Below are 14449 nucleotides of genomic sequence, written 5' to 3'. Positions count from 1 at the left end.
GATTGGTTGGGCCTTCGGAAGGGTGTCTCATGCAGCTATGCGAATTGCCAGGCTACGGAAAAGTGACATTGGCATTGTTCCCGTTCCGCTGGTACGAGACGGGGCGGTGGATAATCCATGCGCTGAAGTACGTTTCAACCGGCGATGTCAAGTGGATGCCTCATTACATCGAAGCGAATGGCCATGCTAAAGCACAAACGTTCGTCACCTATGAGGAGGCCCGAGCGTTTTCCACGCGGTTCAATGCAAAGATCGCGGATAGAGCGGCCTCACTCGATATCGATGAGGTTCTGCGCGCGTCTCTAACGCTGAAGGCAGAAAAAGAAATCACCGTGCAGGAACGCCTAGCGGATGAAGAATGCATGATGTTCGCAGAGGCCCTCCGCCGAAACGCCTTTGCCGAACGTCCTCAACGATCCGATCTGATCTTGCCACCCGACCTTGAAATCTTAGGTGACGTGCTATTTGAGCAGTTGCAGGAAGCGCCCTATCTTCAGATCGCGTTTTTTCCCAGATACAAGGTTGCATTGGCCAGAAGTGGCGAATATGACTGGTCGCATCGATTGAACCCGACTAAAAAATGCGCGATGCACTGTGCGCGCGAAAAAATTGCTCGAGGCTTTGGCCTGTGCGGTACCGCGCATTGGGGAAAAACCAAAGTTGAAATCCGCTCCGAGCTGCTCCCCAGAGCTAACAAGCTTTTACAGTTGGCCAGCGTTCAGAAATTGCTGATCGAAGCCAAAGCCCGTGGTCAACGGGTGGTAGTCGTTGCCGGCTTTGTGTTCTGGTATGAGGAAACTGGTACACCTGGCTGGACTGTCAAAACTGTCAGTGGTGATTCAGCCAGCAAGAGCGGTGAAACGCTATGGCACGAAGGTACGATCATCTCCAAGAACCACGGCCGCATCGTGGTGCTGCCGTACATCAAGGAGAACGGGCAGAAAGTACAAGGTCATACCAAGAATTCGAGCCATGAGAAAAAAGCATTGCCCCGGCATCCGGATGAGTATGTCGAAGTACCGTTCGAGGTACTGCGAGGCGATCTGATGATTGAGCTGTTCGGCGGGCTTCCTTACGAGTGAAATGCTGCAGCCGAATCAGCCCAGGGCCCTTCATATCCAACACAAATTGACGTCAGTCACCCACCATGGGAGTGTCGGTGCGCAGCCTCTATAGGCAGACCAATCACGGAGGAATAAGACAATGGACGAAACGTATGACATACCCGCCGAAAGTTCGCTGCGAGGCTGGAGCTACAAAGGTGCGCTGGAAGCGGGTTTTGAGCTTAAGTCCTATTCTTGGGAAGATGTTCCCACAGGCACATGGCTTGCTCGGTTGGACTTCAAGGTCTGGTCAAATAAGACAGCTGCTGGAAGTCTTGGGTGTTATTTCACATCACTGGTCGATGGCCGACAGTATCTGCTTTCCGCATTCCGTCCGTACCGGTCGACAGCAAGAATCTACACACCGACAGATGGCTCTATCGACTTCTCATCGCGTGGACTCGATGGTCAGATCTTTTTGTTGGAGGTCGGCAAAGGTGCAAACGGGAAGAAGAAATGGCTCTCGGCAAAGCTCAACGAGTAACACTGGTCGGTTCGGATGAGTAACGGCCAAGTTATCAGCGTCAGTTTCCCCGGCGTTCATCATCTCCATTCGTCTGTTCTGGCCACGGCCATGAGCTCTTCTGACGACTGCTTTGTTCAACACAAGGAAACAAGCTGTCTGTAGAGGATTTGCCCACTGCGTTCCGCAATTTCACTTAAATTTCGGTGGTTTGGGTCAAGCCTAACCAATATTGGCGAATGCGGGTGCAGGGAGACGAGGCGGGACGGGATGCCAGAGGCTTTCTGTCGGATAGAAGACTCTGGTCGCTCCGCCAGCTGCATGATGGGATGAGCCTGGTTGGCTCATCGTCACCGTTACGAGGCCTCTGTGAAGCCAGCCTTGATCAATTCGGCGCGCATTGCGCCCAGGCAACTGTTTGGGACGGCCAGCCAAAATAGGTTTTTCGCTCTCGTCAGTGCCACATAGCCGATGCGGCCTTCCTCCGTAGCGGTACCGGCCAGCAGCGCGCTGATGTTGGCCTTGGTCGCGATGTAGAGCACCGCGTCGATGGATTCGCCTTTAACCTGGTGGACAGTTTCAACTCGTAGGCCAGGTCCTTCTTTATCATTGGCGTTGGCACCGCTAAGCGCGATATCGTCCAAGCGCCTCTTGGCCATTTTATTTCCGAACGTAGCGACTGTGGTCAGTCCGAACTGTTGGTCGATTTGGGCAAGCAAAGTGCGCAGATTTGTGACGAGCTTCGGATGCCATTCTGCTTTGGCTTGCAGCGAAGAAGACGGTAGCCCGGCCTCCGCATTGCGAGTAAATGCCCACAGCAATCTCCTGAGTCTCAATACCCAGCCATCATGAGGCGAACCCTGCAGCGCGGAACTGAGCCCAGGCGGGGCATCTTCAAGGAGACTCACGACCGCGCTGCACACTAGGCGGAAAGCATTCTGATAACGATGTAACTGATCGCGGGCCAATGTCGCTTCTGCGAAAAGGTTCACAATACCCATTCCTGGCGCGGCTGACTTACCCGCAAGCTTGGCGGCGCGATCAGCGTTCCGGCTGAGAATGACTGCGTTTGCAACCTGTATGCCCAGTTCACTGAGGCGAACTTTGAAAGAGCTGAACAGCTTAGGGAGTTCGGCGTCTTTGTACCCTACGAAGAATGCCCCGCCTTGTTCGGGTTGCCTGTCTGGCTCATCGTTACGGCCGCAAAGTTGATTGGCAATACCAATGATTGGAGGGAGGGAGCGGTAATTGCGGGTAAGCTTGTAGTCTCTGACTCCCTCGCGGTCGGAATAGGTTTTCAAAAACATGCCATCAGCGCCCGCGAAGGCGAAGATGCCTTGGTTAACGTCACCGATCAGTGAAACCTGCACGCCCGCCTTTATGAGCAATTCCAAGGTCACTTTGTGCATCGTGCCCAGATCCTGGGACTCATCGATCAGGATCTGCGGATATCGAGTGGCCAACGCACGCAGGATGGCGGGTTGATTCAGAAGCGTTCTAACTACCCAGTAGCGTCCCAAATCATGGGTATATGCGCCAGTGCGTCCCAGCTTTTCGATGAGCGTCTTGGCCTTCGCGTGATCAAGATGTTCAGCTGTCCCATGAATGTCGATGAAAAAAACCGACTTTCCATTTTCTACGCCCACCTGCATATCCTTGATCGGGATTGGGCGCTCGGTTTCGCTTTTCCAGTACTGGAAGCTACTTAAGAAGGGCTCTGAACCCGATACAAGATAGGGGGTTTGCCTGCTGCCCATGGTGCGGTAGGCATGGGGGCGAAGAACATGCTGAGTGAAGAAACCATCAAGCGTGTCCACCTCTACACGCTTACGACTGGCGTCGTCAGGCAGAGCGGAGGCCAGCTCTGCGTACCCCTTGTTGAAAGTATTGACGGCGACATTGGAAAACGACAACAGCACGACGCGGCCGCGGTCGTCGGCCAGCTTTTGCCGAATGGCAATCAGCCGCCGGACGGCTGTGGCTGTTTTACCACTGCCTGCGCAAGCCGTGACCGCCATCGGTTCTAAGGGGGCTTCAATTACAGCTTTCTGCTCGTCCGATAGCTTCATGCCTTGTCCGCTCCCTGGCAAACGTGTCGGATCGCTTGCTCGAGGTACTCTGGGACCTTGCATCCGGGCGTTATAGTAATTTGTTGGGCAAGCGCTTGGCCGAAGCGGCCTTTCTGCACATTGCTACTGGTGTCTTTGCGCTCGAACATCCCGCAGAACAGCGCCTTGGCCTTAGCAGTGTTATCTGGCGCGCCGTCCACGATTTTGCGCAGCGCTACAGAGATCTTGGGATGAAGTTCAGCCAATGCTTTCAGCATGGCGTCCCGATTCTCCGCCAGTAGCGCCAGGTCGTACTCGAGAGTCTTTACACCGTGATGCACCTTCACAAACTGATCTTCGGATTCCTTCATTTTCAAAGTGTTACTCGATATCCGAACAGCATCACCGAGCCCTGGATATGCAGCTTTCAGCTTCTTCTTTTTCTTTGGCTCGTTACCTCCGTCGGTCACCTGTCCGACTTTATCCCCGTCTTCCGCATCTGCTTCGTCGAGGTAGGCTGCCTCCGCGAGCAAATCCTCCTGAATCTCTTCGTAAGGTCGCTCAGCCCCAGCTAGTTCTGACACCTCCTCTTCGTCGAACGGGTCAGCATCGGTTATGACCGAGACCGGGATGCGCAGCCCCTTCTCTCCAAACAGCGGCAAGAACGAGTCGAAATTCAGCCCCTCGACACTGATCAAACTGATCCCATATTCCCGCAAATCGAATCCCAAAATCTTTGCGAGCGCGTCGACTAGCATGAGCTCTGCGGCACCTTCCACGAAAATTACGCGGCGGGCGAAAAACAACTCAGCTCGGGTGACGTCCAAGTAGCGCTCCAGTTTCTCCCTTTTGCCTTTCGCGAATTGAACATCACGTGGAAAGAAGGCCTCCACGCCAGCTTCGTTCTCAACTAAGCACACCAAAGACTGGAGCTTCGAATTGCTGGCGAAATTCGGCGAGTGGCTGGTGACGAACAACTGCACCGGTTTTTCACCTTCCTTGGTGGGGATGCCGGCCAGGTAGCTTAATAATACGCGCTGCAATTGTGGGTGAAGGTGAGCCTCCGGCTCTTCCACAATCAAGCTTCTGTACGCCGCATCAGGGTTCTTCGCCAGCTCGCTAAGCACTACTGCCATGAAAATTAGGTTGTTGAAACCGAGGCCGTTTTGCTCAATTTCCATGGACTGGGCAGTCAGGGAGAGGCGGGCTGAAAGCCGCTGAAAATCGGTTGCGCTGAGTCCGACGGCCAGTACCTGCGCCAGTTGCTCACCCATCATGGAGCCGTGCCGGGTGGAGATCGCCGCATGGGTACTTTTGATCGCCTTGTTCTGCTGTAGCTGATCATCTAGTTCTTTCAACGCAGCGTTGATCGCCTCACGACCCTCATCATCGGTCAGAAGGTGAAGTAGGCGAGCCAGCTGGCTGTTGCGGCTTGGCCGCAGTCCTTGGGCAGCATCACGCAGAGGTTGTAGGTAGACGCCGCGCAGGTTCTCCATCATGTCCACGGTGAGCGGGACGTCCTGGTGATCTCCACACCACCGTTTCACTCGGAAGCGGCCAGACTTATCGGCATCGGTGTATCTGACGTGGATATGCGCTTCCATGGTGTTGTCAGTACTGGGCTGCAGAGCCGCGATGAAGTCGGCTTCGTCCTCGTGACTGAGATCCTTGAAGACGAAGTGGAAGCTGATGTCGCCTTCTGGTTCACTTTCTTCGGGTCGATGCCGATCGGCGATATCGAGACGTGGGAATGGCTCCTCGTGCCCGGCCAAGAGGGTCCGAAGCGCGTCTACAACGGCACTTTTGCCCACGTTATTGGGGCCGACGAGAACATTCAGTCCGGGCTGAAACTTCAGCCTAGCCTCACGCAGTTTGCGGAAGTTTTTAATGGTGAGTTCAGCTAGGTACATAGGGGTCTCCATCCTTGATCTGCGGATGGAATCCTATTCAGGTGACCTGCGCAATAGCGGCGGAAAATCGCACGCAAATGAAGGTCCGGAGCGCATGCGGGTTGAAGATGGCACTAGGTACTGTCTTGGTGGCTGCGGAGGTGGGATCTGCTCTATTTCTTGGGCTACAACAAGGTCGTCCTCAACAACCGTGAAAGTGCGAACTCTGGTGTTTACTCTGGATAGTGAATCCGCCAAGCAGCCAGCGGTTTTTAGAACTGCGTGGTTGGGACAGGTTGAATGGTTGGCGGATGGTGCCTTGAGAGCTGAAAAAGCCGACGCGCTAAAATCTTAGGCGTAGGCGCTATCTACAACGACGCGTAGCTGAGCTAGATTCGCTGTACCACCATCCCGCTTGCGAGTTCCGCATGCGCCCTTCGGGCCTGGAAAACAAGATTTTTAAAATTAAAGTGGCTTGCATCGAGCTCCACAACATTTAAGGAGAATTAGCATGATCGAACCGTGGAAAAAAAGCCGGACCCCAGAACTGAAGAAGCTGTTGAAGGAGTTCAAAAAACACTCTCCTTCGAATCCCGACGATGATCGTGATCTAACTGGTGAAGAGTTTCTCTCCGCAACAGATGAAAAATCCCGTGAGCTGATTGGAAAAATTGTTGAAGTCAGTCGTGTGGTCCTGTTCGATCATGCGGGCCGAAAGCAGGGGCAATCTCGTGCGGCAATCGTTCGTGCAGGAAACCATGTTTCGGTGGTTGGCGACCCTTACGATGAGGACGATAAGTACAAAACGACTCTTCAGATCGAAACCGAGCATGGCGTACTGACGGTCGATGCGCCGCTTGTTGGCCATTAAGAGGCAGCGAAAAGTCTATAGGTCGACGGAAAAGCAAACCCTTGTTGATGATTCAAGGACCGGCGGCCGACAAGCCGCCGGCACCATTGAACGTGCGCGTTTGCCGTAGACTGGTGTGGTCACATAGACGGTACGTACCGGAAGAGAGCGCTCTTTCACACGCTTGGCATACCAAAACCTTAATGAAGACGAAAGAGTCGCCGAACCAAACGTCACCCCTCTTGGTTGGGACCATTAAGTAGGGCCTTGCTTGGATCATGGGTCGTACTCACGGAATCTTCTTTCTTTCTCATACAACCGCTGTGCCGGGATCGGATTTCAGTGTTTTGGAAAAAGAGCTTTGCCTAGCTTGGCTGCGGCACCGACCCCCTTTTGAGCTTCATTCAAAATGTCACGAGAAAAGTAGTCCGCGAGTCGTGCGCGGCTCTCGATTTCTTGCCGGATCAAAGCTGAGTCGATGTTAGGGTAATTCGCACGATAGGCAGCGTGGTGAACCAATGCGGCTGCCTGGAAGAGCGCGTCAGAGAGCCTGTGGCCTTTCAGCCCCATTGACGAACATGCCTCAAGGATTGTCGCTGCATCACTTTCAACCTGATCAACAAGGCGCCGATCCGGCAATGAAGAGTGGGCTCGGAGGTGCTCAATGTAATGACGCAAAGTTGGAATCGAGAGGCTGACCGTGTAGTACCTGTTATACCAAGGGCCGATGATGTCAATTTCATCCTGCGTAATGGCCATCTCCTGAAAGTAACCTGCCCAAGCCTCATGAATTTCATCATCGATTCGCTCGTCACCGAGGTTGGTTAGGTACTCATTGAGGCGTTTAACTAAACGGAAGTAGTCGAGTCGAACGGGTACTTCACGATGCTCATCCATAATCAGCTCCGCCATAAAGGATGGGTGAGTTTTGGCCTGCATGGAGTGATTGGTCAAGAAAACCATCAACGGCGACATGTAGGCATCGATTTAGGCTACCAAGCTAAAAGGTCAAATTTCCGCGAGCCGATACCTCATCCCTCTCGTCGCGGCGATCACTCGCTCCCGGCGCCGCCGGCCTGAATGCATGGAGGTCTGCTGTAAAAAAATGGCATTGTGACATTTTCTTGGAAAAACGAAATGAAGCGCTCTGAAAGGCCCATTTTCTCTATATCTAAGCACAGGCGGCGAAAGGATGCGTTCACCCTTGTTAACAAGGAGTATAAATAGCGCTGTGTGACATCTCTTGAGAACGAACATGGCTGACAATGCGCTCGCAGATTTATTGAAGCAAAGTGGTCCTTTACTGAGCAGTGATTTGTCCAAGCTCCTTGAGACGAAGTATGGCCTTAACCCCGAAGCCGCAAGAAAGCGGGTTGAACGTGGATGCGCTGGTATGACCCGTCTCAATCACATCATCTTTCCTCATCGGGCGCGCTTCTGCTATCTCCAGGAGGAGTATGGCTCACCGTTTTTCTTCGATAATTTGATGGAGGCATTGAAAAAAACACGAAGTACCTATTTTGCGGCACTACAGGCTCTTACGCTTCGAGGCAATGTAATGCCCCGCCGGCATTTTCTTATCGCCTGTGGAGCACCTGTTGCTCAAAAGAAACATATCTCAGCAGAAACCCTGCTGGAGCGACTGGTGAAAGCGACTCTAGTAAAGGAGGTGGCGTTCCCAGGTGGCGAATCCTGTGTGGTGCGATGCGATCACCACCAGATGCTCGAAGTGACCTCCATGTGGGCAAAGATGAAGGGGCGGCTCATCGCAGAAAAGATAACCTTGTTGGCGGTGAAGGATTGGGCCCGCAATTTAGGAATGGTGAGCTACGATTCCGTTGAAACTCGAGAGGATGAGGGCTCTGAGGCGCTACCCAAGGTAGGGACGTTCAACTGGGACTTGGCTGGACCTTCCTACTTATTTCCCATGCGAGAGTACGTCGATACAACTCTCAAACCAGGTTTCTTCGTTTGCGACCTTGCCCTTAGCGGGTCGGTGACCGCTGCCAATCTGGCAGGGTTCGTCAACAAATGCGTCACGCTGCGCAGTCTCAGGAAGGTAGGTAAATGCCTTCAGATTTTTGTCGCCGAAAGCTACCACGCGGAGGCTTTCGCCCTGCTCAAGGAGCAGGGCATTATTCCGGCGACAACCGAGAGCCTCTTTGGCCGTGATGTGGCATTAGCATTGAAGAATTTATGTGCGGTCCTTACCGACACAGCGAAGCTCACACAAAACCCTGACGCGCTGGACAAAATTTTCAACGATTTGTCCCGAATCGAAGGTGCAGCTTCGACTCTACGCGGCAGTCTTTTCGAATTCGCAGTCGCCCAGATCGCGCGATCTACCTTTTGGGGATATCCCCAAGAGATGAACAGGATCGTCAAGGATAGTATTGGAGCGGAAGCGGAGATCGACGTGCTGGCACACCGTCCGAGCCATGAAATCGTTTTCATTGAATGCAAAGGGATACATCCCTTCAGCACGTTGGATGATGCCGAGGTGGAGAAATGGCTCGATAAACGTATCCCTGTGATCAGAGGATTTGTAAAAACGCACTCCGAGTGGGCTACCATCCGCCACAAGTTCGAATTGTGGACTAGCGGCAAACTCTCCGATGACGCGATTGCGATGGTAAAAGCTGCGCAGGCAAAACACCCAAAGCTGGACATCCAGGCGCGTGATGCCGACTACGTGCTTGGCCAAGCCGCGAGCAGCAATGATAAAGGGCTGCTCAAAACGTACCGTCAGCATTTCGTGACTCATCCGATGCAGGAATTTGAAGAGGCACGGAAGCGTGAACAGCGTAAGGCCGACAAAGCCAAAATAAGGTTGAAAGAACCCTCTATAGGGGCACCGGTCGCTCCACCTGCGAGCCCGCCAGCACATTGTGCCGTGGTCTTGAACCCTCTTTCAAACGTGTAACTTGTTTCGCTACGCGGAAAGAAAATGAACGTAGCCAACAGCAGATGAGAAGTGATAGATATGGGTGTTGCTACCGAGGATTTGGTTTCACGTTGTGGCAGTTTCAGGAAGGTTGGAGGTATCGACGGCACAATTTTTTCGTATTAGTCGAGAATGCAACGCCGAAAAATGGTGGAGGAGGATGGCAACCTCCTTGTAATCGACGCTCGGATGAAATTCTCGGAGGAAGCATGTCACGGCGGTCCAAAAATTCGAACATATGCATACTTTTGTTGCATGGGCATTAGATATGAAACAGAGATTTTATCTGACTGACCCTAAGCTTGGGTTGAGTTGCCTGGCATCAGGTCCTAAGAGGAATGCTGATGATATTGAGATTTACGATGGATCGGTTTTAACCTCAAGTCCAATCTTTTTCAAGGCTTTGCTTTGTAACTTATGAAACCGCCATTCAGCATAACGCGGCTTGAGGTTAACAGGCTTTATATCCCATTTAGCACCGGCCATTCTGATGACGCCGCTCAACAATGCCACCGCAAATACAACCCATCCTAAAGAAGCCTCGTCTATTTGGAAGAGGCCAAGCGCCGCAACAGCACCTTGGCTCAGCCATACCCCAACAGAGAGGCAAGTAGCCTCTCGATCAGCCTGTTTTTTGCAGTCCCAGTAAGTATTCTTTCTAACATTTTCAAGGTGTTCGGAAAGCGTTCCGATCCTAGAGTTCGCTTCGTCAAGCTTTTCGCTAACAGTCTTTTTATCCTCTAATGCCTCTCTACGTATATCATCTGAAACGCGAGCAATTGTTTCGGTGATTTTCTCATCTGTAAGTGCGGCCTCATCCCCTAGGGTCAGCCTCGTCAGTTCGATCTGCACATGATGGCTGCTACGCAGGAGTTGATGATCTCTCGCAGTGATTTTACCTTCTCGCTCTAGCTTTTCCGCTTCGATCAATACTTTGTCCCAAAAACCTCTTGGCGGGCGCGCTGCTGCATATGCAAAGGCAAGAACCTCTTTTTGAGGGAGTGCAGGCGCTCCCTGAGGCGCCTTTAACCAAGCTGTGTTGGCCAAGCTGAAATCCGTTATTACACTCGAAACCTCGCGAGACATTTGGAAGGATTTACCGTACTCAAATGCTGCTTTCGAAAATGACGTATTGCTTGTTACCAGTACCGCCTTAGCTTTTTCGAGTGATCGAGGTGAGCCGTCTTTCCTAAGAACATAGACACTGCGCACTGACTGAATGTCGTAATCCTTAGCACGTGGATTGTTGTAATCAATCTCATCACTCAGTACAGCATCGAACGCCTCAACGGCAATTTCAAACTTGTGATTTTCCTGAGTATAAGATGGAGTGGGTACGGCAAGCACGCCGCTTCTCTCCAATATTTCCTCTGCTCTACCGGATATCATCAGCAAGTCAGCTTTTTGCATTCCTGATTTTCTAGCCTCCATAACAATCGTTCCTCGGCCCTTATAAGAGTCGATGAAGTCTGCAGAGGTGTTGATGGAATAGGTAAGCTCATCAAATGTATGAGTGAAATAGCAAACTTTACCCTTCAGTCGCTGGACTAAAGCAATTACTTCCTTAATCGCCTGTTCCTCGCGCTCGCCCTCAAGTCCTAATAGCTGTATCAATAACGGCGTATCTAAATAGAAAGTAACTTCATTATACGAGTCAGAAACTGAATGTAGGTCCGGGCAGAGCAAGGCATTAGCCAGCATGTGGCCTTGCATGAGCATTGTGAATGAGTCGAAAAGATTTGGCTGAATCTGTAAAGCCTCAACAAAATGCCCGACTAGGGCTAGTTGCCAATTTGCATTTTCTCCGATGTCAGGTAGCGTGGTCCCTCTGAGATATGATTTCAGGCATGGAATGGAAAAATGAGACAGGAAGTTAATTAAGCTTTCAGTCGCCTCATCCTCAGACAACACTCGACCTATAGTGCTTCTTGAAAATCCGATTAATTCATTGACAATTAGGGAGATGTGACGATTTGCATCCGCCCTTGCGGCTGTTAAGTCACTTTCAGGGAAGTCATCATTACAGGTAAACAGCCCATCGCGCTTTACTAAAAGGCCTTCTTTTGCTAAGCGCTGTAATACAACCTGTACGGTTCTAGTGGGTATCTTGAGTCCACAAGAATCTGAAAGTTTTTCTGCTACGGCTACATCATTTATTTTGGCGGGTGGGTCATTAGCTAGAACGTCGATAATGTAAGGGCGTACATAATCGAGGTAGTCGCCGCCGCTATTAATTCGGACCTTTAGCATAGCCAAGCTACAGAGCGCCTCTGAATTACTCAATTGATTATCCTCAATGGAAATTTGTTTGCGGCGCTCACGTGCTGTAACTTGCAAAGTCGACTACCTTATAATTATCTAAATATTTACCTAGCTATCTACGCTGTCTTAACGTAGGAGCATCGTTACCACGCTAGCTCAAAAGGTAGCGCAATGCCATCTAGGAGTCCATAGTCAGTCTTCGGGCATGTCTAAACTTTTTACAATCGATGCGTTAGATAATGAAGCAGCTTTGGCGCCATTTATTTGGCATTTAATGCTCTCACCTTAGAAATATACCAACTTCAGCTTCGCCCTAGTTTTTGTGAACTATGCTTGGATCTCCAATTAGGTGAGGGTAGGCTTATGAGTAGTGGGATTTTTCACGTGGAATTTCGCGCGAGCACTGGTGATTTTGGCGACGGGCTCGTAGTTGTTAAGGATGGTACGGTGAATGGAGGTGATTCCCATTACCTGTACCAAGGAAAAGTCCCAAGCCAATCTGGCGAGTTCGAGTCACGGTTTACTGTCCGAAAATATCGTGACGGTAATGTGAATATCGTAGGGATCGACAATTACACCCTGTTAGCTAAGGGACGCGTTGATTATGAGGGAGGCACCATCGAACTGCGCGGAGCTGTGGAGGAGCATCCTCAGCTAACCCTTCAGTTACATGGCCGCAAGATCCAGCCGGTAGTGTGACATTGCGCTATGGCCGGAGATCTGACCTTCGGGTATGGCACCATTTTCGACCGCGTGACCGAAAGACCCCGCCATCGCGGGGCCTTTCTATTCAGGTCAGCACTTACAACGGGACCGAAATTGAACGGTAAGCCGATGGCGACTGAGGTTTCCGCCTGAAACTACATGTGGCAAATAGATTTACGAGCTTTGCGCCAGCAGGCCAAGACAGATTGCTGCGTGATAGCAGAGCAACGAGGATGTTGAGCATCATGGAGGGCTTCAAGAAGGACAATCATTACGTACCTCAGACTTACCTTAAACGTAAGCGTCCGAACTACACCGCCTTGCATCTCAGACCTTAATCCCCTTTAACCGCTGATTGACGCGCTCACACTCAAAAACTGCGAAATTGCACCCCACTTGACCACCCATTTGCGTTGCAACTGACCAATCATTTGCATTCGAAGTGATCAGGACTCTCGGCTCTGTAGGGTAAGAGCGTGGCTAAAAGCAGACCGTAGGTTTGGCCAGTCAACGACGCTCATTGAGCGCCGCTCTTTTCCTGTTCAAGCCGACAAAACAGGGGGGCATTGAAACGGGAAATCGTAGGCTAAGGCGCGAAGTTTTCGTGGCTATCTATTCCATGCAGCGAATCGATCAGCGGGCAGCTAACCGTCCCGTGGCTCGCGCAACAGTCATCAACCAACTGCGCCAGGACCAACTCGATCCGCCGCAGATCCGCAAGTTTCCCCCGCACGTCTTCGAGCTTCTGCTCGGCGTGCACACGCGCATCATTGCAGTGCGTACCGTCATCGAGCCGCAACAGTCCGGCCACTTCATCGAGGCTGAAGCCCAGCCGTTGTGCGGACTTCACGAATTTCACCCGTGCAATATCCGCCTCGCCGTAGCGACGAATGCTGCCGTAGGGCTTGTCCGGTTCGGGCAACAGCCCTTTGCGTTGATAGAACCGAATGGTTTCCACGTTAACCCCGGCTGCCTTGGCAAAGACGCCAATGGTCAGGCTTTCCGCAGTGTTTTTCATACCGCTTGACTCCGTACCTGACTACGGAAATAACCTTAACCCATCGATCAAACATTCGAAAGGTTGAACCCATGTCTGAATCACAAAAGGGCCGTGGTGCACTCCTCACTGGAGGTCTGGCGGCGATCCTTGCGTCCACCTGCTGCCTGGGCCCGCTGGTGCTAATTGCCCTGGGCTTCAGCGGCGCCTGGATCGGTAATCTCACCGTTCTGGAGCCCTACCGCCCGTTTTTCATCGGCGCGGCATTGTTGGCGCTGTTCTTCGCTTACCGGCGCATTTTCCGCCCGGCTCAAGCCTGCAAACCCGGTGAGACCTGCGCAATTCCGCAGGTACGAACTACCTACAAGTTCATTTTCTGGCTCGTGATGGCACTCGTGCTGGTCGCGCTCGGTTTCCCCTACATCCTCCCGTTGTTTTACTGATCAGGCAGGAGTCTCCCATGAAAAAGCTGTTTGCCGCTCTCGCGCTCATTGCCGTGGTTTCCCCGGTGTGGGCCGCCATCCAAACCGTCACCCTGTCGGTACCGGGCATGACCTGCGCCGCCTGTCCGATCACGGTCAAGAAAGCGCTGACCCAGGTCGAGGGCGTGACCAAGACCGAGGTGAGTTTCGAGAAACGCGAAGCCATCGTGACCTTCGACGATGCCAAGACCAACTCCGAGGCCCTGACCAAGGCGACCGAGGATGCCGGCTATCCATCTACCATCAAGCAATAGGAGGAAATACCAATGAGAAATCCTCTCAATCTGTTCACGCGGATCGGTGACAAAGCCAGTTCCGTCGGTGTGCTGGTTTCAGCCCTAGGCTGCGCCGCGTGTTTTCCTGCTCTGGCTAGCTTAGGCGCCGCAATCGGTCTGGGCTTTTTGAGCCAGTGGGAAGGCCTGTTCATCACCACGCTACTGCCCTTGTTTGCGGCCCTGGCGCTGCTCGTCAATTCCCTTGGCTGGCTCAAACATCGGCAGTGGCAGCGAACTGCACTCGGCCTGATAGGCCCTGTCCTGGTCTTGGCTGCGGTGTTTTTGATGCGGGCTTATGGCTGGCGGAGCGGTTGGCTGCTCTATATCGGTCTGGCCTTCATGCTTGGGGGCTCGATCTGGGATCTCGTGTCGCCCGCCCACCCCCGTTGCGCCCCGGGTGCCTGCCCACCACAGCCAAAACAGTAATGCCG

The 14449-nt window shown here is 52.3% G+C and carries 13 protein-coding genes; 8 read left to right on the top strand and 5 right to left on the bottom strand.

What is annotated here, in order from left to right:
• Window positions 1–29: 29 nt before the first annotated feature.
• Window positions 30–1082 carry a hypothetical protein gene (locus ND528_RS07770; RefSeq protein ID WP_263470032.1) on the top strand — a complete coding sequence of 351 codons (1053 nt, stop codon included), beginning with the start codon at window positions 30–32 and terminating at the stop codon, window positions 1080–1082.
• Between the two features lie 121 nt (window positions 1083–1203).
• A complete protein-coding gene (locus tag ND528_RS07765) occupies window positions 1204–1587 on the top strand; it encodes a hypothetical protein (RefSeq protein WP_263470031.1) in 384 nt (127 codons plus the stop codon).
• A 335-nt stretch (window positions 1588–1922) separates the two neighbouring features.
• On the opposite strand, the gene ND528_RS07760 is transcribed toward ND528_RS07765, so the two are convergent.
• Both ND528_RS07760 and ND528_RS07755 read right to left on the bottom strand, forming a co-directional pair.
• Window positions 1923–3635, bottom strand: a complete 1713-nt coding sequence (locus tag ND528_RS07760) for an ATP-dependent helicase (RefSeq protein WP_263470030.1) — start codon at window positions 3633–3635, stop codon at window positions 1923–1925.
• Complete coding sequence (locus tag ND528_RS07755; protein WP_103451454.1) at window positions 3632–5524, bottom strand: ATP-dependent nuclease; 1893 nt, start codon at window positions 5522–5524, stop codon at window positions 3632–3634. Before ND528_RS07755 ends, ND528_RS07760 begins: the two co-directional genes overlap by 4 nt.
• Before the next feature lie 490 nt (window positions 5525–6014).
• On the opposite strand from ND528_RS07755, the gene ND528_RS07750 reads away from it, so the two are divergent.
• Window positions 6015–6374, top strand: coding sequence for a hypothetical protein (locus ND528_RS07750; protein ID WP_263470029.1), 360 nt, complete (start codon window positions 6015–6017; stop codon window positions 6372–6374).
• A 318-nt stretch (window positions 6375–6692) separates the two neighbouring features.
• Here ND528_RS07750 and ND528_RS07745 read toward each other — a convergent pair whose 3' ends face one another.
• Complete coding sequence (locus ND528_RS07745; protein WP_103451457.1) at window positions 6693–7328, bottom strand: hypothetical protein; 636 nt, start codon at window positions 7326–7328, stop codon at window positions 6693–6695.
• A gap of 280 nt (window positions 7329–7608) precedes the next feature.
• Here ND528_RS07745 and ND528_RS07740 point away from each other — a divergent pair, with 280 nt between their 5' ends.
• A complete protein-coding gene (locus ND528_RS07740; RefSeq protein ID WP_263470028.1) occupies window positions 7609–9276 on the top strand; it encodes a hypothetical protein in 1668 nt (555 codons plus the stop codon).
• 378 nt (window positions 9277–9654) lie between these two features.
• On the opposite strand, the gene ND528_RS07735 is transcribed toward ND528_RS07740, so the two are convergent.
• Window positions 9655–11634, bottom strand: coding sequence for a hypothetical protein (locus ND528_RS07735; RefSeq protein ID WP_263470027.1), 1980 nt, complete (start codon window positions 11632–11634; stop codon window positions 9655–9657).
• A 288-nt stretch (window positions 11635–11922) separates the two neighbouring features.
• On the opposite strand from ND528_RS07735, the gene ND528_RS07730 reads away from it, so the two are divergent.
• On the top strand, window positions 11923–12258 hold the full coding sequence (locus tag ND528_RS07730) for a GrlR family regulatory protein (protein ID WP_263470026.1): 336 nt from the start codon (window positions 11923–11925) through the stop codon (window positions 12256–12258).
• Between the two features lie 592 nt (window positions 12259–12850).
• On the opposite strand, the gene merR is transcribed toward ND528_RS07730, so the two are convergent.
• Window positions 12851–13282, bottom strand: coding sequence for an Hg(II)-responsive transcriptional regulator (merR, locus tag ND528_RS07725; protein WP_003425050.1), 432 nt, complete (start codon window positions 13280–13282; stop codon window positions 12851–12853).
• A gap of 71 nt (window positions 13283–13353) precedes the next feature.
• Here merR and merT point away from each other — a divergent pair, with 71 nt between their 5' ends.
• The 3 genes from merT to merC are packed head-to-tail and all read left to right on the top strand — an operon-like array spanning window position 13354 to window position 14444.
• Complete coding sequence (merT, locus tag ND528_RS07720) at window positions 13354–13704, top strand: mercuric ion transporter MerT (protein ID WP_263470025.1); 351 nt, start codon at window positions 13354–13356, stop codon at window positions 13702–13704.
• 17 nt (window positions 13705–13721) lie between these two features.
• The gene (gene merP / locus ND528_RS07715; RefSeq protein ID WP_003425048.1) at window positions 13722–13997 is read left to right on the top strand and encodes a mercury resistance system periplasmic binding protein MerP; all 276 of its coding nucleotides are present in this window, start codon (window positions 13722–13724) and stop codon (window positions 13995–13997) included.
• Window positions 13998–14009: 12 nt separating this feature from the next.
• Complete coding sequence (gene merC / locus ND528_RS07710; protein ID WP_263470024.1) at window positions 14010–14444, top strand: organomercurial transporter MerC; 435 nt, start codon at window positions 14010–14012, stop codon at window positions 14442–14444.
• Window positions 14445–14449 lie beyond the last annotated feature (5 nt).

The organism is Pseudomonas mercuritolerans (assembly GCF_025706525.1).
GTDB classification, from domain to species: domain Bacteria; phylum Pseudomonadota; class Gammaproteobacteria; order Pseudomonadales; family Pseudomonadaceae; genus Aquipseudomonas; species Aquipseudomonas mercuritolerans.
This window is presented reverse-complemented; position numbering and strand designations above follow the sequence as displayed.

Excerpts from the sequence above, each read along its gene's own strand:
- merR (WP_003425050.1), bottom strand. The coding sequence starts at position 13,282 with ATGAAAAACACTGCGGAAAGCCTGACCATTGGCGTCTTTGCCAAGGCA.
- merP (WP_003425048.1), top strand. The coding sequence starts at position 13,722 with ATGAAAAAGCTGTTTGCCGCTCTCGCGCTCATTGCCGTGGTTTCCCCG.
- ND528_RS07730 (WP_263470026.1), top strand. The coding sequence starts at position 11,923 with ATGAGTAGTGGGATTTTTCACGTGGAATTTCGCGCGAGCACTGGTGAT.
- merC (WP_263470024.1), top strand. The coding sequence starts at position 14,010 with ATGAGAAATCCTCTCAATCTGTTCACGCGGATCGGTGACAAAGCCAGT.
- merT (WP_263470025.1), top strand. The coding sequence starts at position 13,354 with ATGTCTGAATCACAAAAGGGCCGTGGTGCACTCCTCACTGGAGGTCTG.
- ND528_RS07745 (WP_103451457.1), bottom strand. The coding sequence starts at position 7,328 with ATGTCGCCGTTGATGGTTTTCTTGACCAATCACTCCATGCAGGCCAAA.
- ND528_RS07770 (WP_263470032.1), top strand. The coding sequence starts at position 30 with ATGCAGCTATGCGAATTGCCAGGCTACGGAAAAGTGACATTGGCATTG.
- ND528_RS07750 (WP_263470029.1), top strand. The coding sequence starts at position 6,015 with ATGATCGAACCGTGGAAAAAAAGCCGGACCCCAGAACTGAAGAAGCTG.
- ND528_RS07755 (WP_103451454.1), bottom strand. The coding sequence starts at position 5,524 with ATGTACCTAGCTGAACTCACCATTAAAAACTTCCGCAAACTGCGTGAG.
- ND528_RS07760 (WP_263470030.1), bottom strand. The coding sequence starts at position 3,635 with ATGAAGCTATCGGACGAGCAGAAAGCTGTAATTGAAGCCCCCTTAGAA.
- ND528_RS07740 (WP_263470028.1), top strand. The coding sequence starts at position 7,609 with ATGGCTGACAATGCGCTCGCAGATTTATTGAAGCAAAGTGGTCCTTTA.
- ND528_RS07765 (WP_263470031.1), top strand. The coding sequence starts at position 1,204 with ATGGACGAAACGTATGACATACCCGCCGAAAGTTCGCTGCGAGGCTGG.